The sequence below is a fragment of the Neisseria sp. HMSC068C04 genome (genome assembly GCF_001810105.1).
Lineage (GTDB): Bacteria > Pseudomonadota > Gammaproteobacteria > Burkholderiales > Neisseriaceae > Neisseria > Neisseria flavescens_B.
The window spans coordinates 57,108-80,399 of sequence record NZ_KV799966.1 but is presented as its reverse complement, the minus strand read 5'-3'; the positions used below and the strand labels follow the sequence as shown (position 1 = coordinate 80,399).

18 protein-coding genes are annotated in these 23,292 nt (G+C 47.9%); 13 read left to right on the top strand and 5 right to left on the bottom strand.

Annotation, left to right across the window (positions count from 1 at the left end; genetic code table 11):
- Positions 1 to 62 precede the first annotated feature (62 nt).
- The 3 genes from HMPREF2700_RS07450 to HMPREF2700_RS07440 are packed head-to-tail and all read right to left on the bottom strand — an operon-like array spanning position 63 to position 2,988.
- Complete coding sequence (locus HMPREF2700_RS07450; protein WP_070591292.1) at positions 63 to 1,514, bottom strand: LutB/LldF family L-lactate oxidation iron-sulfur protein; 1,452 nt, start codon at positions 1,512 to 1,514, stop codon at positions 63 to 65.
- Positions 1,511 to 2,212 carry a LutC/YkgG family protein gene (locus HMPREF2700_RS07445; protein ID WP_070591291.1) on the bottom strand — a complete coding sequence of 234 codons (702 nt, stop codon included), beginning with the start codon at positions 2,210 to 2,212 and terminating at the stop codon, positions 1,511 to 1,513. The genes HMPREF2700_RS07450 and HMPREF2700_RS07445 overlap by 4 nt, the downstream gene beginning before the upstream one ends.
- Entirely contained in the window at positions 2,209 to 2,988 is a 780-nt protein-coding gene (locus tag HMPREF2700_RS07440; RefSeq protein WP_049323225.1) for a (Fe-S)-binding protein, read from the bottom strand. Before HMPREF2700_RS07440 ends, HMPREF2700_RS07445 begins: the two co-directional genes overlap by 4 nt.
- A gap of 668 nt (positions 2,989 to 3,656) precedes the next feature.
- On the opposite strand from HMPREF2700_RS07440, the gene HMPREF2700_RS07435 reads away from it, so the two are divergent.
- From HMPREF2700_RS07435 to clpP, 10 genes are all read left to right on the top strand, one after another.
- Positions 3,657 to 5,567, top strand: a complete 1,911-nt coding sequence (locus HMPREF2700_RS07435; protein ID WP_070591289.1) for an alpha-amylase family protein — start codon at positions 3,657 to 3,659, stop codon at positions 5,565 to 5,567.
- Between the two features lie 154 nt (positions 5,568 to 5,721).
- Positions 5,722 to 6,546, top strand: a complete 825-nt coding sequence (locus HMPREF2700_RS07430) for an amino acid ABC transporter substrate-binding protein (protein ID WP_070591287.1) — start codon at positions 5,722 to 5,724, stop codon at positions 6,544 to 6,546.
- Positions 6,536 to 7,252 (top strand): amino acid ABC transporter permease, encoded by a 717-nt coding sequence (locus HMPREF2700_RS07425; RefSeq protein WP_049336124.1) that lies wholly within the window; start codon positions 6,536 to 6,538, stop codon positions 7,250 to 7,252. Before HMPREF2700_RS07430 ends, HMPREF2700_RS07425 begins: the two co-directional genes overlap by 11 nt.
- Positions 7,253 to 7,261: 9 nt before the next feature.
- Positions 7,262 to 8,029 (top strand): amino acid ABC transporter ATP-binding protein, encoded by a 768-nt coding sequence (locus HMPREF2700_RS07420; RefSeq protein ID WP_070591286.1) that lies wholly within the window; start codon positions 7,262 to 7,264, stop codon positions 8,027 to 8,029.
- Positions 8,030 to 8,200: 171 nt separating this feature from the next.
- A complete protein-coding gene (locus HMPREF2700_RS07415; protein WP_070591285.1) occupies positions 8,201 to 10,120 on the top strand; it encodes an ATP-binding cassette domain-containing protein in 1,920 nt (639 codons plus the stop codon).
- A gap of 47 nt (positions 10,121 to 10,167) precedes the next feature.
- Positions 10,168 to 10,521, top strand: coding sequence for a nucleolar protein (locus tag HMPREF2700_RS07410; protein ID WP_070591283.1), 354 nt, complete (start codon positions 10,168 to 10,170; stop codon positions 10,519 to 10,521).
- Between the two features lie 36 nt (positions 10,522 to 10,557).
- Complete coding sequence (locus tag HMPREF2700_RS07405; RefSeq protein WP_049344808.1) at positions 10,558 to 11,109, top strand: hypothetical protein; 552 nt, start codon at positions 10,558 to 10,560, stop codon at positions 11,107 to 11,109.
- A 188-nt stretch (positions 11,110 to 11,297) separates the two neighbouring features.
- A complete protein-coding gene (locus HMPREF2700_RS07400; RefSeq protein WP_070591282.1) occupies positions 11,298 to 13,730 on the top strand; it encodes a DNA translocase FtsK in 2,433 nt (810 codons plus the stop codon).
- Positions 13,731 to 13,922: 192 nt separating this feature from the next.
- Positions 13,923 to 15,233, top strand: coding sequence for a trigger factor (gene tig / locus HMPREF2700_RS07395; protein WP_070591281.1), 1,311 nt, complete (start codon positions 13,923 to 13,925; stop codon positions 15,231 to 15,233).
- Positions 15,234 to 15,323: 90 nt separating this feature from the next.
- On the top strand, positions 15,324 to 15,944 hold the full coding sequence (clpP, locus tag HMPREF2700_RS07390; RefSeq protein ID WP_003683589.1) for an ATP-dependent Clp endopeptidase proteolytic subunit ClpP: 621 nt from the start codon (positions 15,324 to 15,326) through the stop codon (positions 15,942 to 15,944).
- A gap of 64 nt (positions 15,945 to 16,008) precedes the next feature.
- On the opposite strand, the gene HMPREF2700_RS07385 is transcribed toward clpP, so the two are convergent.
- Together HMPREF2700_RS07385 and clpB are read right to left on the bottom strand one after the other, a co-directional pair.
- Positions 16,009 to 17,997 carry a site-specific recombinase gene (locus HMPREF2700_RS07385; protein WP_070591279.1) on the bottom strand — a complete coding sequence of 663 codons (1,989 nt, stop codon included), beginning with the start codon at positions 17,995 to 17,997 and terminating at the stop codon, positions 16,009 to 16,011.
- 229 nt (positions 17,998 to 18,226) lie between these two features.
- The gene (gene clpB, locus HMPREF2700_RS07380; protein ID WP_070591277.1) at positions 18,227 to 20,800 is read right to left on the bottom strand and encodes an ATP-dependent chaperone ClpB; all 2,574 of its coding nucleotides are present in this window, start codon (positions 20,798 to 20,800) and stop codon (positions 18,227 to 18,229) included.
- Positions 20,801 to 21,057: 257 nt separating this feature from the next.
- Here clpB and trpS point away from each other — a divergent pair, with 257 nt between their 5' ends.
- The 3 genes from trpS (at position 21,058) to tpx (ending at position 23,229) form a co-directional block, all read left to right on the top strand.
- Positions 21,058 to 22,068: a tryptophan--tRNA ligase gene (gene trpS / locus HMPREF2700_RS07375; protein WP_070591275.1), complete on the top strand. Its 1,011-nt coding sequence runs from the start codon at positions 21,058 to 21,060 to the stop codon at positions 22,066 to 22,068.
- An 84-nt stretch (positions 22,069 to 22,152) separates the two neighbouring features.
- Positions 22,153 to 22,692 carry a hypothetical protein gene (locus HMPREF2700_RS07370; protein WP_070591274.1) on the top strand — a complete coding sequence of 180 codons (540 nt, stop codon included), beginning with the start codon at positions 22,153 to 22,155 and terminating at the stop codon, positions 22,690 to 22,692.
- A 42-nt stretch (positions 22,693 to 22,734) separates the two neighbouring features.
- Positions 22,735 to 23,229, top strand: coding sequence for a thiol peroxidase (tpx, locus tag HMPREF2700_RS07365; protein WP_070591272.1), 495 nt, complete (start codon positions 22,735 to 22,737; stop codon positions 23,227 to 23,229).
- The last annotated feature ends 63 nt before the right edge of the window (positions 23,230 to 23,292 follow it).

Genomic DNA, 23,292 nt, shown 5'->3' with positions numbered 1-23,292 from the left:
GCAGCATTCAATAAAAAATAAAACCTGAGGCCTTTTAATCCTCAGGTTTTATTTATCAAGCCTTATGCCTTTTCTTTCTGGAGTTTCTCTGCCATCAGTTGATGCAGCGTTTTCTTAGCCGGTTTCATCGGAACACGGTTATCCGTCCAGCCCAGCTGTTTGCTAGGCGTCAATGCACGGAATTTAGTGGCTGTCCAACCGAATGCACGATAAGCTTTACTGCCGCTGAAAATACCGTCAAACGTACGCCACGCCATTTGTTCGCCGAAAGTATGCGATGCACCTTGACCGCGGATAGGATGCGGAACGATTTCGGTTGGCGAACGTTGCGCTTCAACACGCAGACGTTGCATTTGTTCGGTAATCGGAATGCGTACCGGACAAACTTCAACACAGGCACCACACATGGTACACGCAGTCGGCAGATCGCGTGTTGCATCCAAGCCCAACAAATGCGGAGAGATAATCTCGCCAATCGGGCCGGGATAAGTCGTACCGTAAGCCGCGCCACCGATACGGGTATAAACCGGACAATGGTTCATACACGCACCGCAACGGATACATTGCAAGGTACGGCGCATTTGATCTTCTGCATACGCTTGGCTACGTCCGTTATCAAGCAGTACCAAGTGCATTTCTTGAGGGCCGTCCAGCTCTTCGCTACGGCGAGGGCCGGTAATCATATTGAAATAAGTGGTAATGTTCTGACCGATGGCAGAACGTGGCAACAGGCTGTACAAAGGCGGAACATCCGACAGCTTCGCAACCACTTTTTCAATACCGGTGATGGCAATGTGCACAGGCGGTACAGTGGTACTCAAGCGGCCGTTGCCTTCATTTTCGACCAGACACAAAGTGCCTGTTTCCGCAACGGCAAAGTTCACACCGCTCAAACCGACATCGGCAGTGCTGTAAATATCGCGCAAGGCTTTACGCGCAAATCCGGTCAGTTGGTCTACATCATCTGTTAATGGCGTGCCGAGGTTTTGATGGAAAAGCTCGCTCACCTGCTCTTTGGTCTTGTGAATGGCAGGCATCACGATATGGGTTGGTTTCTCGCCGGCCATTTGCACGATAAACTCGCCCAAGTCGCTCTCAACTGCTTTAATGCCTTGATCTTGCAGATAATGGTTCAGCTCAATCTCTTCGCTGACCATAGATTTGCCTTTCACCATCAGCTTGCCGTTTTTATCGGTAATGATGTTGTGAATGATTTGGCAGGCTTCGGCAGGTGTTTCCGCCCAGTGGACTTTAACGCCCAACTTGGTCAGGTTTTCTTCCAATTGTTCCAGCAATGCAGGCAATTTGGACAACGAACGTTGACGGACATGTTCACACAAGTCACGCAGGCTTTGCAGCTCTTCTTCATCTGTCAAAACGGCTTTGCGCTTGGTCATCAGCATATCCATCGCCGTGCGCAGGCTTTTACGCAGAGGCTTATCTTGCAAAGAAATTGCAGCGTTTTGCTTGAACGTTTCCGGCTTCATATGGAACTTAATGGTTTGGGAACTCATGCTTTTTCCTCCAAATCGGCAGGGGAAATATGATCAGGCAGAACGGCCAAAACCACCAAATCGCGCGGGCCGTGTGCACCATAGGCCAAAGTCAATTGAATATCGGCAGTCTTAGATGGGCCGGAAATCAAAATAACGTTGGTAGGCATGCCTTTTTCTACCAGTTTTTCGCCTTCAACAGCATTATGGAATTCGTTGTACATTTTGCTGGTGTCAAATAGGCAGAAATGCACAGGCGGAACCAAACTCAAACTGCGCGGCTCAAGAGGGCTGGACTCCAGCATAATCGTACCGGTACGGGCAATACCACATTTAGAGCCGCTAAAACCAGCCTCGATATCGGTAAAGAATTCGTTTTTCCAGTCGTCGATTTTTCGCTCAAAACCACGAGGTTCAATATCGGTATCGGCCAAAGCTGCACGAGCCAGCTGACCATGTTCTGTTTCCAATGGGAGCAGAATGTTTTTCAAGCCTTTGCCTTCGGCTGCTTGACGGAATACTTGCGGCCAGTTGGATTTGGTAACCCAATAGATTTCAGTTTTGACGGCACGCATGGCAGCCGCCCAATGTTTCAAGCGCTCGACATCGTTTGCCCAAGAAACACCCATTTCACGGTAATAATCAAAAACCGGCGGCTCTTCCATCGGCAAGGCATCGGCTTTTTTCAATTTCGCTAAAATATTTTCGCGCGCGCTCATGCTTTACCTCCGGTACGTTCCAACAGGAAAGATGCAATATGTTTCGGACGCGGCATATTGGGTTCGTCTTTGGCAATTTTGCCGCCGATATTCATCATACAGCCGCAATCCGCGCTGATGATTTCAGTTGCGCCTGTTTCTTTTAAGGCTGCAACTTTGTCGGTTACCATCGCGCCGGAAATATCGGCTTGTTTCACAGAGAATGTACCGCCAAAACCGCAGCACTCGCTTTCATGGTCGTGAACGATACGTTCAACATTTTCCATGCCGTCAATCAGCTGCCAGCCTGACAAATGGACATTCATCTCACGACGCGCCGCGCAGGAAGTATGAACGGCCACTTTAACCGGCTCGCCTTTATCTTCAGGTTTGTAACCAATCGCCAGCAGGAAGTGGGTAAATTCAATGATACGGTTGGCGCAATCAATCGCTTTTTGCTCGTACTCGGTGCCTTTGAACAAAGTCGGCCAGTGGTGTTTCATCATGCCGCCGCAAGAACCGGAAGGCACGACAATCGGCCAATTTTCAGGGAATAAATCCAGTTGCGCTTTGGCAACATCAAAGGCTTCTTTAGGATGGCCTGACGAATAGGCCGGTTGGCCGCAGCAGCTTTGCTCCATAGGATAATGGATACGGATGCCCTGTTGTTCGATTAAAGTGATGGCATCCATGCCTGCTTCCGGCATGAAAAGGTCGAGAACGCAAGTACCGAAGAAATAAGCATCGGTTGGCTTGCTGTCGAATACGGTGATTTGTGGTGGTTTGATTGCGCTCATTTTTTTTTGGAACGGGACAACCCGTTTTCTCGTATAAAAATAAGATGGGTACTTTAAGTAATTGCTTGTAATGGGTCAAGTCTAATTTTAAAAAATAATATTAAAAAAGCATGACAAACCAGACAAAAACCTTTTCCTTATTAACTTGATAATCTACATAATAACCACTATCAATAAGAAAACTAATGGATTCATTTTTTAATAAATGAAACTCGTCCATCCTCTCTCTCTTCAAATCAGAATAACTACCTCTTTATCGAGTCTTGATTTACATCAGAAGTCATGAACTTAATCGCTATGACACGTTTTTAGACGAAACAAGCAATCCGCTATGCTTTACATATGTTTCAGACGGCCATATTGGAATAAAAAGATGTCTAAGATAGGAAAAATAAAAGTTTTTCTCACAAAACCAGGCCGTCTGAAAGATAAGTTCGTCAAAAGGCCACTTTCCATATGCTCAACCCTACTTCTAATCAAAATCAAACACTTGAAAAAACTTCTTCCTTAACCTTGAAAACCCTATGCACACTCAAACACTTCCAGTATCATTGGGACAGTTTCTTGACGCAAAATTACAGTCTTAGCCGCCTACAATCGGCATGGATTTGCAAAAGAAGTGAAACCAAGCTTCAAAACAATTTCACCTTAACTTCGGAGTAGGCATTATGTTGACCCAGACTCAACAGGTTGATTTGACCTTGCATCACCTTAAAGAACGCACCCTATCGATTTATACCCCCGAACAGCGTGCAAGCATCGAGGCATCTGAAGACTGGAAACAGTTTGACAGACGACTTGAGGAACACTTCCCAAAACTGATGCATGAGCTGGACAATGTTTACAACAACAACGAAGCCGTCCTCCCCATGCTGGAGCAACTGATTGCCCAAGCATGGCAAAGCTATTCCCAACGCAACTCATCCTTAAAAGACATCGATATTGCGCGCGAAAACGATCCTGACTGGATTTTATCCAACAAACAGGTTGGCGGCGTATGCTACGTCGATTTGTTTGCAGGCGATCTGCAAGGCTTGAAAGCCAAAATCCCTTATTTCCAAGAATTGGGCCTGACCTATCTGCACCTGATGCCCCTGTTTAAATGCCCTGAAGGCAAAAGCGACGGCGGCTATGCAGTCAGCAGCTACCGCGATGTCAATCCGGCACTGGGGACAATAGACGACTTGCGCGATGTCATTGCCGCGCTGCACGAAGCAGGTATTTCCGCCGTTGTCGATTTCATCTTCAACCATACTTCTAATGAACACGAATGGGCAAAAGGCTGCGCCGCCGGCAATCCGCTCTACGACAATTTCTACTACATCTTCCCCGACCGCTGGATGCCCGACCAATACGACCGCACCCTGCGTGAAATCTTCCCCGACCAACATCCGGGCGGCTTCTCTCAACTGGAAGACGGACGCTGGGTATGGACGACATTCAACTCCTTCCAATGGGACTTGAATTACAGCAACCCATGGGTATTCCGCGCCATGGCAGGCGAAATGATGTTCCTTGCCAACTTGGGCGTTGATATTCTGCGCATGGATGCCGTTGCCTTTATTTGGAAGCAAATGGGCACAAGCTGCGAAAACCTGCCTCAGGCACACGCCCTGATTCGCGCGTTTAACTCTGTAATGCGTATCGCAGCGCCAGCCGTGTTCTTCAAATCCGAAGCCATCGTCCACCCTGACCAAGTTGTCCAATACATCAGCCAAGACGAATGCCAAATCGGCTACAACCCTCTGCAAATGGCATTGCTGTGGAACACCCTCGCCACACGTGAAGTCAACCTACTCCATCAAGCACTGACCTACCGCCACAACCTGCCCGACCATACTGCATGGGTCAACTACGTCCGCAGCCATGACGACATCGGCTGGACGTTCGCCGACGAAGACGCCTCACAATTCGGCATCCACGGCTACGACCACCGCCAATTCCTCAACCGCTTCTTCGTCAACCATTTTGACGGCAGCTTCGCGCGCGGCGTGCCTTTCCAATACAACCCCAACACAGGCGACTGCCGCGTCAGCGGTACTGCCGCCGCCCTGGCAGGCTTGGCGCAACACGACCCCCACGCCGTTGACCGCATCAAACTCTTGTACAGCATCGCCCTGAGTACCGGCGGTCTGCCGCTGATTTATCTCGGCGACGAAGTTGGTACGCTCAATGACGACGACTGGTCGCAAGACAGCAATAAGAGCGACGACAGCCGCTGGGCACACCGTCCTCGTTACAATGAGGAGTTGTACAACCAACGCCATGACAGCTCGACCACTGCCGGTCAAATCTTCCAAGGTTTGCGCCATATGATTTCCATCCGCCAAAGCAATCCTCGCTTTAATGGCGGCAGATTGGTCACCTTCAACACCAACAACAAACATATCATCGGCTATATGCGCAACAACGCGCTTTTGGCATTCGGCAACTTCAGCGAACATCCGCAAACCATCAGTGCGCACACCCTGCAGGCCATGCCGTTTAAAGCGCATGATTTAATCAGCGGCCAAACCGTTTCTCTGAATCAGGATTTGGTACTGCAACCCTATCAAGTCATGTGGCTTGAAATTGCATAAGCCGAAATTTTGATACACCACTCAAGGCCGTCTGAACAAATCAGCGTTCAGACGGCCTTTTAAGGCATAAGATGTATTTTGTATTTTGGGCAGTTTCGCTTAGAATGCACGCTTTAATACTAAATGACACACTTAAAGTCAGGAGTAAAAATCCATGTTGAAAAAATTCGTACTTGGCAGCATCGCTGCAGTAGTTTTGGCTGCTTGTGGCGGAGAAGGCAGCAACTCAGCTTCTTCTGCTACGGCACAATCCGGTGCGTCCTCCGGCTCACTGATTGAGCGTATCAACAACAAAGGTACCATCACAGTCGGTACGGAAGGCACTTACGCACCCTTCACCTACCACGATAAAGACGGCAAATTGACCGGCTACGATGTCGAAGTAACCCGCGCAGTCGCCGACAAACTAGGCGTAAAAGTCGAATTTAAAGAAACACAATGGGACTCTATGATGGCAGGTTTGAAAGCCGGCCGTTTTGACGTGGTTGCCAACCAAGTCGGCCTGACCAGCCCTGAGCGTCAAGCAACTTTTGACAAATCCGAACCTTACAGCTGGAGCGGTGCCGTATTGGTTGCCCGTAAAGACAGCAACATCAAATCTATCGACGACATCAAAGGCGTGAAAACCGCACAATCCCTGACCAGTAACTATGGCGAAAAAGCCAAAGCTGCAGGCGCAGAACTCGTACCGGTAGATGGTTTGGCACAATCTTTGACCCTGATTGAACAAAAACGTGCCGATGCAACCCTGAACGACGAATTGGCGGTATTGGACTATCTGAAGAAAAATCCGAATGCCGGTGTAAAAATCGTTTGGTCTGCCCCAGCTGATGAAAAAGTCGGCTCCGGCTTGATTGTCAATAAAGGCAATGATGAAGCATTGGCCAAATTCAGCACGGCCATGACTGAGCTGAAAGCCGATGGTACGCTGAAAAAACTGGGCGAACAATTCTTCGGAAAAGACATCAGTGTTAAATAATTTCCTTGCCTCTCTGCCGTTTATGACGGAAACACGCGCTGATATGCTCATCAGCGCGTTTTGGCCTATGGTCAAAGCCGGCTTCGCAGTATCTTTGCCTTTGGCAATAGCTTCTTTCGTTATCGGCATGATTATTGCCGTAGCCGTTGCTTTGGTAAGAATCATGCCCTCCGGCGGCATTTTCCAAAAATGCTTGCTGAAGCTGGTGGAATTTTATATTTCCGTCATTCGCGGTACACCGCTGTTGGTACAGTTGGTCATCGTATTCTACGGTTTGCCTTCCGTCGGCATCTATATCGATCCGATTCCTGCCGCCATCATCGGCTTTTCGCTCAATGTCGGCGCATACGCTTCCGAAACCATACGCGCGGCAATTTTGTCCGTACCTAAAGGCCAATGGGAAGCAGGTTTCTCCATCGGTATGACCTATATGCAGACTTTCCGCCGTATTGTCGCTCCGCAGGCATTCCGCGTTGCCGTACCGCCTTTGAGCAATGAATTTATCGGCTTGTTCAAAAACACCTCGCTTGCCGCCGTAGTAACGGTAACCGAGCTTTTCCGTGTTGCCCAAGAGACAGCAAACCGTACTTATGACTTTTTGCCCGTTTATATCGAAGCCGCATTGGTTTATTGGTGTTTCTGCAAAGTGCTGTTTTTGATTCAGGCGCGTTTGGAAAAACGTTTCGACCGCTATGTCGCCAAATAAGGAGTTGTCATGATTAAAATCCGCAATATCCATAAGACCTTTGGCGAAAATACCATTTTGCGCGGCATCGATTTGGATGTCGGCAAAGGACAGGTGGTTGTTATCCTAGGCCCGTCCGGCTCAGGTAAAACCACGTTTTTGCGCTGTTTAAATGCTTTGGAAATGCCAGAACAAGGTCAGATCGAGTTTGACAACGCGCAGCCGTTAAGCATCGATTTTTCCAAAAAACCAAGCAAACACGATATTTTGGCACTGCGCCGCAAGTCCGGCATGGTATTCCAACAATACAACCTCTTTCCGCACAAAACTGCGTTGGAAAACGTCATGGAAGGACCGGTTGCCGTACAAGGCAAACCTGTCGCCAAAGCGCGTGAAGAGGCTGTCAAATTGCTTGAAAAAGTCGGTTTGAGCGATAAGACTGACCTCTATCCCTACCAGCTTTCCGGCGGTCAACAGCAGCGCGTCGGCATTGCCCGCGCATTGGCGATTCAGCCTGAACTGATGCTGTTTGACGAACCAACTTCCGCGCTCGACCCTGAATTGGTACAAGATGTTTTAGATACCATGAAGGAATTGGCACAAGAAGGCTGGACCATGGTTGTCGTTACGCATGAAATCAAATTTGCCTTGGAAGTGGCAACCACCGTCGTCGTGATGGACGGCGGTGTTATTGTCGAACAAGGCAGCCCGCAAGATTTGTTCAACCATCCCAAACATGAACGGACACAAAAATTCTTGCGCCAAATCCGTGCGGACAATGCCGATCTTCAAATTTAATTGAAACGACAGACAATTTGAAAGCATTTCCGACTGTCATTTCATAAAGGCCGTCTGAATAAGTGAAATAGAAATCGTTGATTTCGTTTTCATACTTGTTCAGACGGCCTTTTATATATCTTTTCAGGTAAAATAACGCCTTTCGTTTTACTTATCCCCTTGCCTGCCATCATGATAGAAATTAAAAAACTCACCCTCCAACGCGGTTTGAAAGTCCTGCTCGACAAAGCCGATGCCGTAATCAACCCCGGCCAACGCGTTGGATTAATCGGTAAAAACGGTACGGGAAAATCCAGCCTGTTTGCGCTGATAAAAGGTGAAATCACACAAGATGGCGGCGAAATCCTTATTCCCAAAACATGGCGTCTGGCTTCCGTCTCTCAAGAAACGCCGGATTTAGATATTTCCGCTTTAGACTACGTTTTGCAAGGTGATGCCGAATTGCAGGCTTTTCAGACGGCCTTAGCCCAAGCAGAAGCGCAAAACGACGGCATGAAGCAAGCTGAATATCACGCCAAACTTGAAGAAATCGATGCCTATACCGCTCCGGCACGCGCCGCCAAACTGCTTAACGGCTTGGGTTTCTCACAAGAAGAACATACCCGCCCCGTCAAATCCTTCTCCGGCGGCTGGCGCATGCGCCTCAACCTTGCCCAAGCGCTGATTTGTCGTGCCGATTTACTGCTCTTGGATGAACCGACCAACCACTTGGATTTAGAAACCGTACTGTGGCTGGAAAACCATCTCGCCTCCCTGCCCTGTACGCAAATCATCATCTCCCATGACCGCGACTTCTTGAATGCTACCACAACGCAAACCATCGAGCTGTCGCAACAAAAACTGACCCAATACGGCGGCAATTACGATTTCTACCAAGCCGAACGCGCCCAACGTCTGGCGCAACAACAAGCCGCCTACGTCAAACAGCAGGCGCAAATCAAACATCTGCAATCCTTTATCGACCGTTTCAAAGCCAAAGCCACAAAGGCCGTACAAGCTCAAAGCCGCATGAAGGCATTAGCCAAGCTCGAGCGCATCGCCCCTGCGCATTTGGATAGCGAGTTTTCCTTTGAGTTTGCCAATCCGACCCACCTGCCCAATCCATTATTGAAACTCGACCATGCCGACTTGGGTTATGGCGACAATACCGTTTTACACGATATCACCTTGTCTCTGGAAAGCGGCGCACGTTACGGCCTGTTGGGTGTTAACGGCAGCGGTAAATCCACATTTATCAAAGCATTGGCAGGAAAAATCGATTTACTTTCCGGCAGCATCGTCCGCTCCGAAAAGCTCAATATCGGCTATTTTGCCCAGCACCAACTGGATACTTTACGCACCGACCAAAGTCCGGTTTGGCATATCCAGCAACTTTCGCCCGAAGTCCGCGAACAGGAAATCCGCAACTTTTTAGGCGGTTTCAACTTTGTTGGCGATATGGCGATTCAAAAGACCGAGCCTTTTTCGGGCGGTGAAAAAGCTCGGCTTGCCCTTGCCATGATTATCTGGCAAAAACCTAATCTGCTCCTGCTTGACGAACCGACCAACCACCTAGACTTGGATATGCGCCATGCCCTGACACTTGCCCTGCAAAGTTTCCAAGGTGCATTGATTGTCGTTTCGCACGACCGCAGCCTGCTTGAAGTGACTACCGACAGCTTCCTCCTTATCGACAAAGGCCGTCTGAACAACTTCGACGGCGATTTGAACGACTACCGTCAATGGCGATTGGCACAAGAAAACGCCGCAGCATCCCCCGCCGCTTCTGCACAAAGCCAAAGCCGTAAGGACACTAAGCGCATAGAAGCACAAATCCGTCAGGAAAAAGCCAAACGCAGCAAACCGATTCAGCAGAAAATCGACAAAGCCGAAAAAGAAATCGCACGATTGACTGATATTCAGACGGCCTGTGAAGCATTTTTGGCACAAGAATCTGCTTATTCAGAAGAAAATAAACCCAAATTGCAAGAGACACTCGCACAATTAACAGAAACTAAAGTAAAATTAACGCAACTGGAAGAAAACTGGCTGCAATGGCAGGAAGAGCTTGAGCAAATCCAAATTGATGTCGAAGCCGAGTTTTCCCAATAAAAATAGAGCCATCAGGCCGTCTGAAATAAAACACAATACGGAAAAACATGACTTCAATCATCAAACAAGCCGGATACTTCCTCGTATCCTCTTTCCTCTTGGGCATTTCTCTTCACGCAGCCGCCGCAGTTTATTCCTGCGGCAACGGCAGCTATACTTCCGAACCCAAATCCTCCTGCGCACAGGCCGAATTGCCTAAAATCAGCGGCCATCAAGGCAGCGGTTACCACCTCAACATCCGCAGCCTCAATGCCTCCGATGACCGTGCAAGTACAAAGCCTAAGAAAAAGGCACGCGCGGGAAAATCCGATAAACAAGAGAAAAAAGCCGACAAACCGAGCAAAAACAAAAACCGTGCAAAAGCCAAAAAACAGCAGCCCATGCCGTCTGAACAAGAATAAAATGCTCAACTGCAACGCATCAGCCCTACCTGAATCATGAAAAAATACCTGCTTACCCTATCCCTGCTGCCGCTTGCCGTTTTCAACAGCCAAGCCTATGCCGCAAAAATCTACACCTGTGAAGTCAACGGCTCGATCGTCTATACCTCGCGCCCAAGCGGCAATTGCCAAGCCGTCAACGATTTGCCGATTGTCGGCAAATACAGCAGCAGCCGATACGACGCCCCGGTCAGCGATGCACCTACACTCAACGCGCCGACATCACAAACGGCTCCGGCAAAAAGCAAAAATACGGCGGCAAAATCCAATCATAAAGCAACGCCTAAACCTGCCCCCGTCCGCACCGCTTCTGAAACAGCTCCTCCTCCGGTTCCCAAATCCTCCGGCGTCAACAGCCGCCGCTCTATTTTGGAAACCGAGTTATCGAATGAACGCGCGGCTTTGGCCGATGCCAAAAAGCAATTGAGCCAAGCGCGGACAGCCAAAGGCGGCAGCGTCAATCAACAGGCCATCAGTACGCTGCAAGGTGCGGTTTTGGATAGGGAGAAAAACATTCAAGCCCTCCAACGCGAACTGGGCAGAATGTAAGTTCAAATCAATCAAAACATCAGGCCGTCTGAACAGGTGGAAACGAACTCCAAAATTTTCGTCACGCCATACAGACGGCCTGAATCCCATAATGATTACGCCCGTTTCAATTTCTCGTGTCTGGTAAATACGGTATAATTTGCCCTTTACGCACATTACCTCCGGTCTTTTCAGACGGCCTTTATCTCATGACTGCAAAATCTTCTAAAACCCAAACAAAAAAACGTGCCACCACCAAACCGACCACACGCAAATCCGCCAAAACACAAACTCAAGCCGACAATAAAGTCTCCCAACGCCTGAAAGCCGCCAAAGAGCTGCAAAAAAACGAAGAAAAAAAAGCGCGCCCCGAACATGTCGTCAACTTAATTAATGATGCCTTATGGCTGTTTGGTTTGGTTATCACCATTTATCTGGCCATTTCCCTGGCCAGTTTCAGCATGGACGACCCTGCATGGTCGCGCAGCGTTCCCAAAAGCCATGATGTTGCCAACCTCGGCGGCCTTTTTGGTTCCTATCTTTCCGATGTCGGGTATTATTTGTTCGGCCTGTCATTTTGGTGGTGGATCGTCGCCTCTTGCGTTTTCCTCTACAAAAACTTCCGCCCCATGAAAAAGCAGGAAAACCACAGGCCCTACAATCACGGCGTAGCCGCTTTGGCATTGTTCCTCCTGCTGGTGTGCAGCCCGATTATCGAACATTTCTTGTTTGACAACGCATTGAGCGAATCCCTTCCCGTTGGTGCCGGTGGTTTGGTCGGCCTGTTGGCCGGTTCAGGCTTGGCTTGGTTGCTGGGTAAGTCGGGCAGCCTGTTGATTATGCTGGTGATGTTGCTGCTATCCATTTCCCTGTTGGCTCAGGTGTCATGGCTGGAAGTCATGGCCAAATCCGGCAGCCATGTGGGCGGCCTGTTTGGCAGCCTGATGAAAAAACTGTCTCAATTCCAAAATAAAAAAGAAGATGTCCGTTCCGAAGCTTTGGAAACCCAAAATACGCGCCGCATGGTTAAAGAGGCAAAAACCATTACCGCCACTCCGGTTGCTCCGTTGGCAGGCAGCAGCAGCAACCGCAAAACCGTTGCCGTGTCCGTTGCGCCGCCTCCTAAAATCCAAACTTCCCTATTTGACGATACAGAACCTAAAAACAACGGCGAATACCACAAACCCAACATAAACCTGTTGCGTATGCCGTCTGAAGAACCGGTTGCCGTCAATCCGGATGAATTGCAACAAACCGCTGAATTGATCGAAGCCAAGCTGGCTGAATTCGGCATCGGCGTACAGGTTGTTTCCGCCACTTCCGGCCCCGTGATTACCCGCTACGAAATCGAACCGGCACAAGGTGTCAAAGGCAGCCAAATTGTCGCACTGTCAAAAGATTTGGCACGCTCGATGTCCCTGCAAGCAGTACGTATCGTAGAAACCATTGCAGGTAAAAACACCATGGGCATTGAATTGCCCAATGAGAAACGCCAAGACGTGATGTTGAGCGAAATCCTCTCTTCACCCGTGTTTACCGACGCCAAGTCCAAGCTGACCGTTGCTTTGGGTAAAGATATTGCAGGTACGCCCGTTGTCGGTGATTTGGCAAAAATGCCGCATCTTTTGGTTGCGGGTATGACCGGCTCGGGTAAATCCGTCGGTGTGAACGGCATGATTATGTCCATGCTCTTCAAAGCCACGCCTGACGAAGTCCGCTTCATTATGATTGACCCGAAAATGCTGGAATTGAGCATTTATGACGGCATTCCGCACCTGCTCTGCCCGGTTGTAACCGATATGCGCGAGGCAGGACAAGCGTTAAACTGGTGCGTTGCCGAAATGGAAAAACGCTATCGCCTGCTCTCACACGCCGGCGTGCGTAATTTGGACGGTTTCAACCAAAAAGTCGAACAAGCCAAAGCGGCAGGCAAGCCATTGCTCAATCCATTCAGCTTAAATCCTGACGATCCTGAGCCTCTTGAAAAACTGCCGTTGATTGTGGTCGTTATTGATGAGTTGGCTGACTTGATGATGACCGAACGCAAATCCGTTGAGCAGCAAATCGCACGCCTTGCCCAAAAAGCACGTGCGGCAGGCATTCACATGATTGTCGCCACCCAACGCCCGAGTGTCGATGTGGTTACCGGCCTGATTAAAGCCAACATTCCGACACGTATGGCCTTTACCGTACAAAGCAAAATCGACAGCCGCACTATTCTTGACCAAATGGGTGCAGACGAATTGCTCAAATACGGCGACTCATTATTCCTGCAACCGGGCAGCGCAGAACCGACACGCCTGCAAGGTGCTTTTGTTTCCGATGATGAAGTGCATCAGGTCGTCAATTTCGTCAAAGAACAGGCTCCAACCAACTATGTTGAAGGTCTGCTCAGTGGCGAAGCGGCTATCGAAACCACCAATATTGTCAATCCGAACGCAAACAGCGATGAGTTATTCGATCAAGCCGTTGCCTTCGTATTGGAGAGCCGGAAAACTTCCATTTCCGCCCTCCAACGCCAATTGCGCATCGGCTACAACCGTGCCGCCAATTTGATAGATGCGCTTGAAAATGCCGGTGTTCTCTCTCCGGCAGACATCAATGGCAGCCGACGGATTCTGGCACAAAAAGACCAGCTGTAAAAAACAACAATATCGAAACGCAAAGGCCGTCTGAAAAGAATTTCCTACTTTTCAGACGGCCTTTTTATGTTATTCGTGAAACATTGTGTTATACTAAGCAGCTAAATTTTGACCTTATGCACGCTTCCGAAGTTCTTCGGGATACTGAGCATAAGGATAACCGTTTAAACACAACAAATTTAAGGGCTTACGATGAGCGTAACTGTTGAAACTTTAGAAAATCTGGAACGCAAAGTAGTATTGTCTCTGCCTTGGTCCAAAATCAACGCAGAAACTGAGAAAAAACTGAAACAAACCCAACGCCGTGCAAAAATTGACGGCTTCCGTCCGGGTAAAGCACCGTTCAAAATGATTGCCCAAATGTACGGCGCAAGCGCACAAAACGACGTTATCAACGAATTGGTACAACGCGAATTCTACGAAGTTGCCGTTGCTCAAGAATTGAAAGTTGCCGGTTACCCACGCTTTGAAGCCGTTGAAGAACAAGACGATCAAGAGTCTTTCAAAGTTGCCGCTATTTTTGAAGTTTTCCCTGAAGTAACTATTGGCGACCTGTCTGCCCAAGAAGTAGAAAAAGTTACTGCGACTGTTGGCGATGCCGAAGTTGACCAAACTGTAGAAATCCTGCGTAAACAACGCACCCGCTTCAACCATGTTGACCGTGAAGCCCAAAACGGCGACCGCGTCATCATCGACTTTGAAGGCAAAATCGACGGCGAACCTTTCGCTGGCGGCGCGTCTAAAAACTACGCTTTCGTATTGGGCGCAGGTCAAATGCTGCCTGAATTCGAAGCTGGTGTTGTCGGCATGAAAGCCGGTGAAAGCAAAGATGTTACCGTAAACTTCCCTGAAGACTACCACGGTAAAGATGTTGCCGGTAAATCTGCCGTATTCACCATCACTCTGAACAACGTTTCTGAAGCTACTTTACCTGAAGTTGACGCAGATTTCGCTAAAGCTTTGGGTATTGAAGACGGCGACGTTGCCAAAATGCGTGAAGAAGTGAAGAAAAACGTTAGCCGCGAAGTTGAGCGTCGCATCGGTGAACAAACCAAAGAATCTGTAATGAATGCCCTGCTCAAAGCAGCTGATTTGCAAGTTCCTGTTGCTTTGGTCAACGAAGAAGCCGCCCGCCTGGCAAACGAAATGAAACAAAACTTCGTTAACCAAGGTATGGCTGACGCTGCCAACTTGGATCTGCCTTTGGATATGTTCAAAGAACAAGCGGAACGCCGCGTTTCTTTGAGCCTGATTTTGGCTAAATTGGTTGAAGAAAACAAACTTGAGCCAACTGAAGACCAAATCAAAGCCGTTGTTGCCAACTTCGCTGAAAGCTACGAAGACCCTCAAGAAGTTATCGACTGGTACTACGCAGAGCCTTCCCGCCTGCAAGGTCCGACTTCTTTGGCAGTAGAAAGCAATGTTGTTGATTTCGTTCTGAGCAAAGCTAAAGTAACTGAAAAAGCGCTGTCTTTTGACGAAGTAATGGGCGCACAAGCTTAATTGCTCTAAGGCCGTCTGAAACAGACAATCAAAAGCACCGAAGCGCTTTAAATGGCTTTGGTGCTTTTCCATCATTAACAGGAGACAAAAATGTCCTTCGATTTCAATAATTACCTTGTCCCTACCGTTATCGAACAAAGCGGTCGCGGCGAGCGCGCATTCGACATCTACTCACGCCTTTTAAAAGAGCGCATCGTTTTCTTGATCGGCCCGGTGACGGACGAATCTGCCAATCTTGTTGTTGCGCAATTGCTGTTCTTGGAAAGCGAAAATCCAGATAAAGATATCTTCTTCTATATCAACTCTCCGGGCGGTTCGGTTACTGCCGGTATGTCGATTTACGACACCATGAACTTCATCAAGCCTCATGTTTCTACTTTATGCTTGGGCCAAGCGGCAAGTATGGGCGCATTCCTGTTGTCCGCAGGCGAAAAAGGCAAACGCTTTGCCCTGCCAAACAGCCGCATCATGATTCACCAACCGCTCATCAGCGGCGGCTTGGCCGGTCAGGCCTCCGATATTGAAATTCACGCTAAAGAGCTGCTGAAAATCAAAGAGAAACTGAACCGCTTACTCGCCAAACATTGTGATCGCGATTTGGCCGACTTGGAACGCGATACCGACCGTGACAATTATATGTCTGCCGATGAAGCTAAAGAATATGGTTTGATTGACCAAGTTTTAGAAAACCGCGCCTCTCTTCAAGCCTAATCTTTATAGTTTTTAAATTAAAGGCCGTCTGAAAAGTATATATTCAGACGGCCTTTCTTTAATCTTACTTCGTGTTATCTTTGTTATTCACTTGAACCGGATACAGCAAAATCAAAGGATTGGCTTTCACTTGGCTCCAGAAGCTCTTCAGCAGATTACGCATACTGCCCAAACGCGTACCGCGAGAACGAAGCGCAACAGCCAAAGCCAAAGAAAAGCTGACCACCAGATTCACCATACCGATTGCCAATACACTTGCCAAGCCAAGCATAAAAGTGAATATATCTGCATGACCGCTAATCGCGGCATAACCCAAATTTGCCGAAGAGAACGCCACATGGCGAATATCCAGCGGCAAGCCGAAAAGATGGCCAAAATAGCCGGTCATCCCCAAAAGCATACCGAAAATAAAATTGCCCATAAGCGAGCCGTAATGCTTATGAATATAAGCGGCCAAACGGCGGCGTGGCTGTGGACGCATGATTTTTCGTAAAAATGGATTAAAAGGCAGGCGCTGACGCAAGTTCAGATAATCGGAACGGTTGTCAAAGAAACCCGCAATAATCCCCGAACAAAACAACCATACTCCGGCAATAGCGGCGTACCATAAAGTCGGCTGAGTGAAAATTTCAATAGATTTAAGCTGGTAGGCTGTAACCGCTTCGTTCAACAAGGGCTGGCCATGCGTGTAGGCATAACCCCAAGCAATCCCCGCCGCCAACAATACGGCGATCGATACATTGCCAAACACGGCAACACTTTGCGAACGGCACACATCAATCAGCAGTTTTGCCAACTTGTTGTCTACCGCTTTGCTGCCCTCATTTGAGTCTACCTGCTCGGCAAAACTTGCCGCCGTCATGGCAGGTTGCTTAGTCGCAACGGTGCAGTGCAGCATATGAATCAGCATAAAGCCTAAGCCGTAGTTAAGTCCGGCAAGGAAGGAAGTAGTAAACTCGCCGAATCCCAAAGACGCAATATGGATTTTATTCAATGCCATCAAAGCAATAATTACGCCGCCGCCTGCTGCAGAATAAAACATTTTGAAATATTCGCTACGGTTGCGCGTAATGTAATGCTCACCATGATGGCTTTTGTTTTCCGTAATACTGCGCGCCAACATTCGGATACTGCTTTTGCGCAAGTGGCTGGTACTGTATTGCTCTACCGCCGCGTAAATCATCGCATTCATCAGATTGATGGTTAAGCGAGTACGGCTGCCGGTTTCAATTTGAATATTGGTCAACAGTTTCAGACGGCTGATAGTTTGCTGCAAACGCTCCAACAAGTGCGCCACTTTCACTGACGAACCAGACCCTGCTCCTGTACCACGACGACGCAAATACTCAATTTGCTTGTCGCACTGGTCAAACATGACCTCCAAGTGCGCCGTATCGTAAGTTTCTTCGCTGTGACGATAGTGTTCAACCAATTTTGCAATTTCACGTTGCAAAGCAACAAATGCCGAATCCGCTTCCAACAAACGGGGGGCAATCCGTATTAAATCCGGCTCAATCGCTTCGGAAGCAATCCAAATAGACAGCATTTCCACTGCACGCAAACGGGCATCTGTCAACTGTCGGCTGGCCGTCTGAAGCAAAGCAGGATCGGCTTTACCCTGCAACAATTCATACATGCTCAACCATTGGCGCAAACTCAAAGTCTGCAACCATTTATCATCGTTTTTCGAATGAAAAAGATATAAAAATACTTCGCGCAGATTGGAAAAATCTTTATAAGACGGGCTGAAACGCTCGTAAATCCGTATGCCCATCTCCCGAGTAAAACTATGGCGCGAGAAAATACCCAGCTTAATCAGTGCAGGATAGATGTGAACTTTAGACAACCAGGCATAGAAGCGCAGGCTGAATTGACGGCATAAAGCATCATCTTGTTTTAAAGTAGATAAAATCAAATCGAAACGCTCGGAAGCCTGTTTTTTGCCTCCTCGGCGCAAAAATTTGATTAATGCATTGAGAATAAGAACGAAGTCGGTATCGTTTAAGCGCTCCGACAAAATAATGTGAAGATTTTGATTAGTCAGTTTTTGCATTGTAGTATTATTACACAAAATGAGATATTTAGCAAGAACCTCGGCAAACAGGTCGGATTATATCGCATTCTTTATCAACCCATGGCACAAGATTTTCGATTAATATTCTCTAAAATTCAATGAATAATCAAATTACATAACAAATATATGATGTGAATCAATAACTAGGAAAGGCCGTCTGAATTCTTTCAGACGGCCTTTTACAACAGCATACTACATTATTTTAACCTTATGCAAACAAGAGCTTACCATCCTCTTCTTTAACATGGATTGTGCTATCCGGTGCATATTTGCCTTCAAGCAATGCTTTTGCCAACGGGTTTTCGATTTCTGACTGAATGGCGCGTTTGAGCGGACGGGCACCATACACAGGATCAAAACCAGCTTTAGCAATCAGATCCAAGGCAGCATCATCGACTTTCAGATGCAGATGTTGTGCTTCCAAACGTTTTTCCAAACCCTTAAGCTGGATTTTCGCAATGCTGCGGATATTGGCCTGATCCAAACCATGGAACACGACTACTTCATCAATACGGTTGATCATTTCAGGACGGAAATGTTCTTTCACATCCTCCATCACAACTTCTTTCACCGCTTCGTAGTCCTGAGTACCCATTTGTTGGATATGTTGGCTACCGATATTGGAAGTCATCACGATAACAGTATTTTTGAAGTCAACAGTTCGACCTTGTCCATCGGTCAAGCGGCCGTCATCCAATACTTGCAGCAAGATATTGAACACGTCTGGATGGGCTTTTTCCACTTCATCCAAAAGAATCACGCTGTATGGTTTGCGGCGGACTTGCTCAGTCAGGTAGCCGCCTTCTTCGTAGCCGACATAGCCGGGAGGCGCACCGATTAAGCGGGCAACAGCATGTTTTTCCATGTATTCGGACATATCGATACGAATCAGGTGATCTTCGCTGTCAAACAGGAAGCCTGCCAATGCCTTACACAATTCGGTCTTACCCACACCGGTTGGGCCTAAGAACAAGAAGCTGCCATAAGGTTTATTCGGATCGGCCAAACCGGAACGGCTACGGCGGATAGCGTCGGACACGGCACGCACGGCTTCGTCTTGACCAACCACGCGGCGGTGCAATACTTCTTCCATTTTCAACAGCTTGTCGCGTTCACCTTCCATCATTTTTGACACAGGAATGCCGGTCATACGGGAAACGATTTCGGCCACTTCGTCTGCGCCGACTTCAGTACGGAAAAGTTTGTTTTGTTTTTTGCCATCAGGATTGCTTTCTGCCGCTTGCAACTGTGCGCTCAATTTAGGCAACTCACCGTATTCAAGCTCCGATGCACGGGCAAAATCGCCTTGGCGTTTGGCCTGTTCGATTTTGACTTTGATGTCGTCCATCTGTTTCTTGATGTCGGCTGTGCTGGATGATGCCGCTTTTTCGGCTTTCCATATTTCATCCAAATCAGCGTATTCTTTTTGCAGTCCGTCGATTTCTTCGTCTATCAATTCCAGACGTTTTTTGCTGGCATCATCAGTTTCTTTGGCAACGTGCATTTTTTCCATTTTGAGCTGGATAATGCGACGGTCAAGTTTATCCATTTGCTCAGGTTTGCTGTCCAGCTCCATTTTAATGCGGCTGGCCGCTTCGTCGATCAAATCAATCGCTTTATCAGGCAGGAAGCGGTCGGTAATATAACGGTCGCTCAACTCTGCTGCGGCAACGATAGCAGGGTCGGTAATATCGATACCGTGGTGGATTTCATAACGCTCTTGCAAACCGCGCAAAATAGCAATGGTATCTTCTACACTTGGCTCGCCAACCAATACTTTTTGGAAGCGGCGTTCGAGTGCCGCATCTTTTTCGATGTACTGACGGTATTCGTCCAAAGTAGTCGCACCGATACAGTGCAATTCGCCGCGCGCTAAAGCCGGTTTCAACATATTGCCCGCATCCATTGCGCCGTCGGTTTTACCTGCACCAACCAAAGTATGGATTTCGTCAATGAAAATCAGAGTGTTGCCATCGTCTTTAGCCAAGTCGTTCAACACGCCTTTCAAGCGTTCTTCAAATTCGCCGCGGTATTTTGCACCAGCAATCAAAGCCGCCAAGTCCAGAACCAAAAGGCGTTTGTTACGCAGGGATTCAGGTACTTCGCCGTTGACGATACGTTGTGCCAAACCTTCAACAATAGCGGTTTTACCTACACCCGGCTCACCAATCAGCACAGGGTTGTTTTTGGTACGGCGTTGCAATACCTGAATCGCACGACGGATTTCATCATCACGACCGATAACAGGGTCGAGCTTGCCGTCACGGGCGCGTTGAGTCAGGTCGAGTGTGTATTTTTTCAAAGCATCGCGTTGGTCTTCGGCATTCGCATCATTCACGTTTTGTCCTCCTCTTACCGCATCGATCGCGGCATTGATATTTTGTTCGGTCGCACCGGCTTCTTTCAAAATTTTGCCGGTAGCATCATTCTGCTGAACCAAAGCCAGCAGGAAAAGTTCGCTGGCGATATAGGCATCACCGCGTTTGGTTGCAGCCTTGTCCATCAAGTTCAATACAGCTTGCAGCTCACGGCTAGGCATAATATCGCCGCCTTGACCGGATACTTTTGGCAAGCTGCTCAAATGTTGCTGCAAACGTTGTTTTACTTGAGGCACATTCACACCTGCATGAGCCAGTAACGCAGCAGCACCACTGTTTTGATCGTCAAGCAACGCTTTTAAGATAAAGCCGGCCTCAAGGTAGCTGCTGTCCGCAGCCAAAGCCAAACTTTGACCTTCTTGCAGAGCTTGCTGGAATTTAGCAGTCAATTTATCAAATCTCATTTTACGTTCCTCTTCAAATATATTCTGTTAGAGCCTATATAAGCGCAAATGTGGATAACTCAATAGCCATTTACTCCATTAATCAACAATTTTTATTATATTATTGTTTTATAAAGTTTTATTTTTATAATTTATGTGTATAACTTTTATTATCCGGTTACCCTTTACTCAAAAGGCCGTCTGAAAAATCAAGAATAATCAGGTATAATCGGCACCATATTTATTTTCAGACGGCCTTTGTGCCGAAGGATACTTTCATGAGCAAAAAACGAGTTTTAACAGGCGTTACCACAACAGGTATTCCACACTTAGGCAACTATGTCGGTGCCATCCGCCCGGCTATCCGCGCGGCGCAAGATTCCAATACTGAATCATTCCTCTTTTTAGCCGACTATCACGGCATCATCAAATGTCATGAGCCGGAAATGATTCATCAATCTACTCAAGCTGTTGCCGCCACATGGCTCGCCTGCGGACTTAATCCGGAACAAACCACTTTCTACCGTCAAAGCGACATCCCCGAAGTTATGGAGTTGAACTGGATTCTGACCTGTATCACCGCAAAAGGCCTGATGAACCGCGCCCACGCTTATAAAGCTGCAGTACAGACAAATACTGAAAACGGTCAGGAAGATCCGGATCACGGCGTGGAAATGGGCCTGTACAGCTACCCTATCCTCATGACTGCCGACATCCTTATGTTCAATGCCCATGAGGTTCCAGTCGGTCGCGACCAAATCCAACACGTTGAAATGGCACGCGATATTGCCGGCCGCTTCAACCACCGCTTCCAAGAACTCTTCACCCTGCCTGAAGTGAAAATCGACGAAAATGTCGAACTCTTGGTCGGCTTGGACGGACGCAAAATGTCCAAATCCTATGGTAATACCATTCCACTTTGGGAAAACGACAAGAAAACCCAAAAATCAGTCAACAAAATCATCACCAATATGAAAGAACCCGGCGAGCCGAAACAGCCTGATGAAAGTCCTCTGTTTGAAATCTATAAAGCCTTCTCCACGCCGTCTGAAACTGCCGAGTTCACGCAAATGCTGGCCGAAGGCCTTGCTTGGGGTGAAGCTAAGAAACTCTTGGGCACAAAAATCAATGCCGAGCTCGCAGAACCGCGCGAGCGCTACAATGAATTGACTGCTAAACCCTCTCAAATTGAAGACATTTTGCAGGCCGGTGCACAAAAAGCGCGTAAAGAAGCACGCGAATTGTTGGATAAAGTACGCGATGCGGTAGGTATTCGTCCGTTGAAATAATAATAGCAAAGCCGTCTGAATATTTCAGACGGCCATAATATCGTTTATCATTTGAAATATAATCGTTTTTCTAGGGTTTCTCATATGAAAAAAACCTTTCCCCTTATCTTGCTCAGCCTTTCATTGGCTGCCTGCGGCGGTAAATCTGAAGATACTGCAGCCAATGATGCTGCGTCAGGCAAAGCGCCCAAGCCTATCTTCAAAGTTAAATATATCGATGAACAAGCCATAGCCGGTTTGGATTTAGGTACAGCTCAAGAAGGCGAAACGAAAGAAGGTAAAAAACAACGCACCTACCCGATTAACGGCATAGAGGGCAGCGTCATCAATCTGATTGGCAAACACCCTACCGACTTAGAAGTCATCAGCGGCCAATGCATGGAAAAAAATGAAAAAGGCGTTTCAACCGGCTGGTCAGCCAACGGTGTCTGCCACACTGCCTTTGCAAAAATGGTGGACAATATTGCCCAAGACGGCGGCAAACTGACCGACTATCTGATTTCACACGCTGCTTTGCAACCTTATACCGAAGGCAAAAGCGGTTATGCCGCCGTACAAAACGGCCGCTATATTTTAGAAATTGACAGCGAAGGCATGTTCTATTTCCGTCGCCGCCATTACTAAAACCCTGCCCATCCTATTTTCCCCTGACACAAGGACTGAATCATGGCCCAAGTTACTTTCCAAGGCTCCCCTATTTCTACAAACGGCAATTTGCCCGCTATCGGCCAGGTTGCACCTGATTTCACATTGGTAGCGGCAGACCTATCTGAGAAATCATTGGCTGACTTTGTAGGCAAACGCAAAGTGCTGAATATTTTCCCCAGCATTGACACAGGCGTATGCGCCCAGTCCGTCCGCACTTTCAACAAACGTGCCTCGTCTTTGGAGAATACCGTCGTTTTGTGTATTTCTGCCGATTTACCGTTCGCACAAGCCCGTTTCTGCGGCGCAGAAGGTTTGGAAAATGTAGTGACACTTTCTACATTCCGCAGCAGCTTTTCTAACGATTACGGTGTTACACTGACAGAAAGCCCATTACGCGGCCTGACTGCCCGTGCAGTGGTGGTTTTGAATGAGCAAAACCAAGTTCTCCATGCTGAGTTGGTTTCTGAAATTGCGAACGAGCCTGACTACGAAGCTGCTTTGGCTGTTTTGTAATTGACTCAATAAAATCAGGCCGTCTGGAAATTTTCAGACGGCCTTTTGCTTATCTTCAAAATA

Excerpts from the sequence above, each read along its gene's own strand:
- HMPREF2700_RS07370 (WP_070591274.1), top strand. The coding sequence starts at position 22,153 with ATGAAAAAAACCTTTCCCCTTATCTTGCTCAGCCTTTCATTGGCTGCC.
- tpx (WP_070591272.1), top strand. The coding sequence starts at position 22,735 with ATGGCCCAAGTTACTTTCCAAGGCTCCCCTATTTCTACAAACGGCAAT.
- HMPREF2700_RS07430 (WP_070591287.1), top strand. The coding sequence starts at position 5,722 with ATGTTGAAAAAATTCGTACTTGGCAGCATCGCTGCAGTAGTTTTGGCT.
- HMPREF2700_RS07415 (WP_070591285.1), top strand. The coding sequence starts at position 8,201 with ATGATAGAAATTAAAAAACTCACCCTCCAACGCGGTTTGAAAGTCCTG.
- HMPREF2700_RS07420 (WP_070591286.1), top strand. The coding sequence starts at position 7,262 with ATGATTAAAATCCGCAATATCCATAAGACCTTTGGCGAAAATACCATT.
- HMPREF2700_RS07385 (WP_070591279.1), bottom strand. The coding sequence starts at position 17,997 with ATGCAAAAACTGACTAATCAAAATCTTCACATTATTTTGTCGGAGCGC.
- HMPREF2700_RS07400 (WP_070591282.1), top strand. The coding sequence starts at position 11,298 with ATGACTGCAAAATCTTCTAAAACCCAAACAAAAAAACGTGCCACCACC.
- clpP (WP_003683589.1), top strand. The coding sequence starts at position 15,324 with ATGTCCTTCGATTTCAATAATTACCTTGTCCCTACCGTTATCGAACAA.
- trpS (WP_070591275.1), top strand. The coding sequence starts at position 21,058 with ATGAGCAAAAAACGAGTTTTAACAGGCGTTACCACAACAGGTATTCCA.
- tig (WP_070591281.1), top strand. The coding sequence starts at position 13,923 with ATGAGCGTAACTGTTGAAACTTTAGAAAATCTGGAACGCAAAGTAGTA.
- HMPREF2700_RS07405 (WP_049344808.1), top strand. The coding sequence starts at position 10,558 with ATGAAAAAATACCTGCTTACCCTATCCCTGCTGCCGCTTGCCGTTTTC.
- HMPREF2700_RS07410 (WP_070591283.1), top strand. The coding sequence starts at position 10,168 with ATGACTTCAATCATCAAACAAGCCGGATACTTCCTCGTATCCTCTTTC.
- HMPREF2700_RS07440 (WP_049323225.1), bottom strand. The coding sequence starts at position 2,988 with ATGAGCGCAATCAAACCACCACAAATCACCGTATTCGACAGCAAGCCA.
- HMPREF2700_RS07445 (WP_070591291.1), bottom strand. The coding sequence starts at position 2,212 with ATGAGCGCGCGCGAAAATATTTTAGCGAAATTGAAAAAAGCCGATGCC.
- HMPREF2700_RS07435 (WP_070591289.1), top strand. The coding sequence starts at position 3,657 with ATGTTGACCCAGACTCAACAGGTTGATTTGACCTTGCATCACCTTAAA.
- HMPREF2700_RS07450 (WP_070591292.1), bottom strand. The coding sequence starts at position 1,514 with ATGAGTTCCCAAACCATTAAGTTCCATATGAAGCCGGAAACGTTCAAG.
- clpB (WP_070591277.1), bottom strand. The coding sequence starts at position 20,800 with ATGAGATTTGATAAATTGACTGCTAAATTCCAGCAAGCTCTGCAAGAA.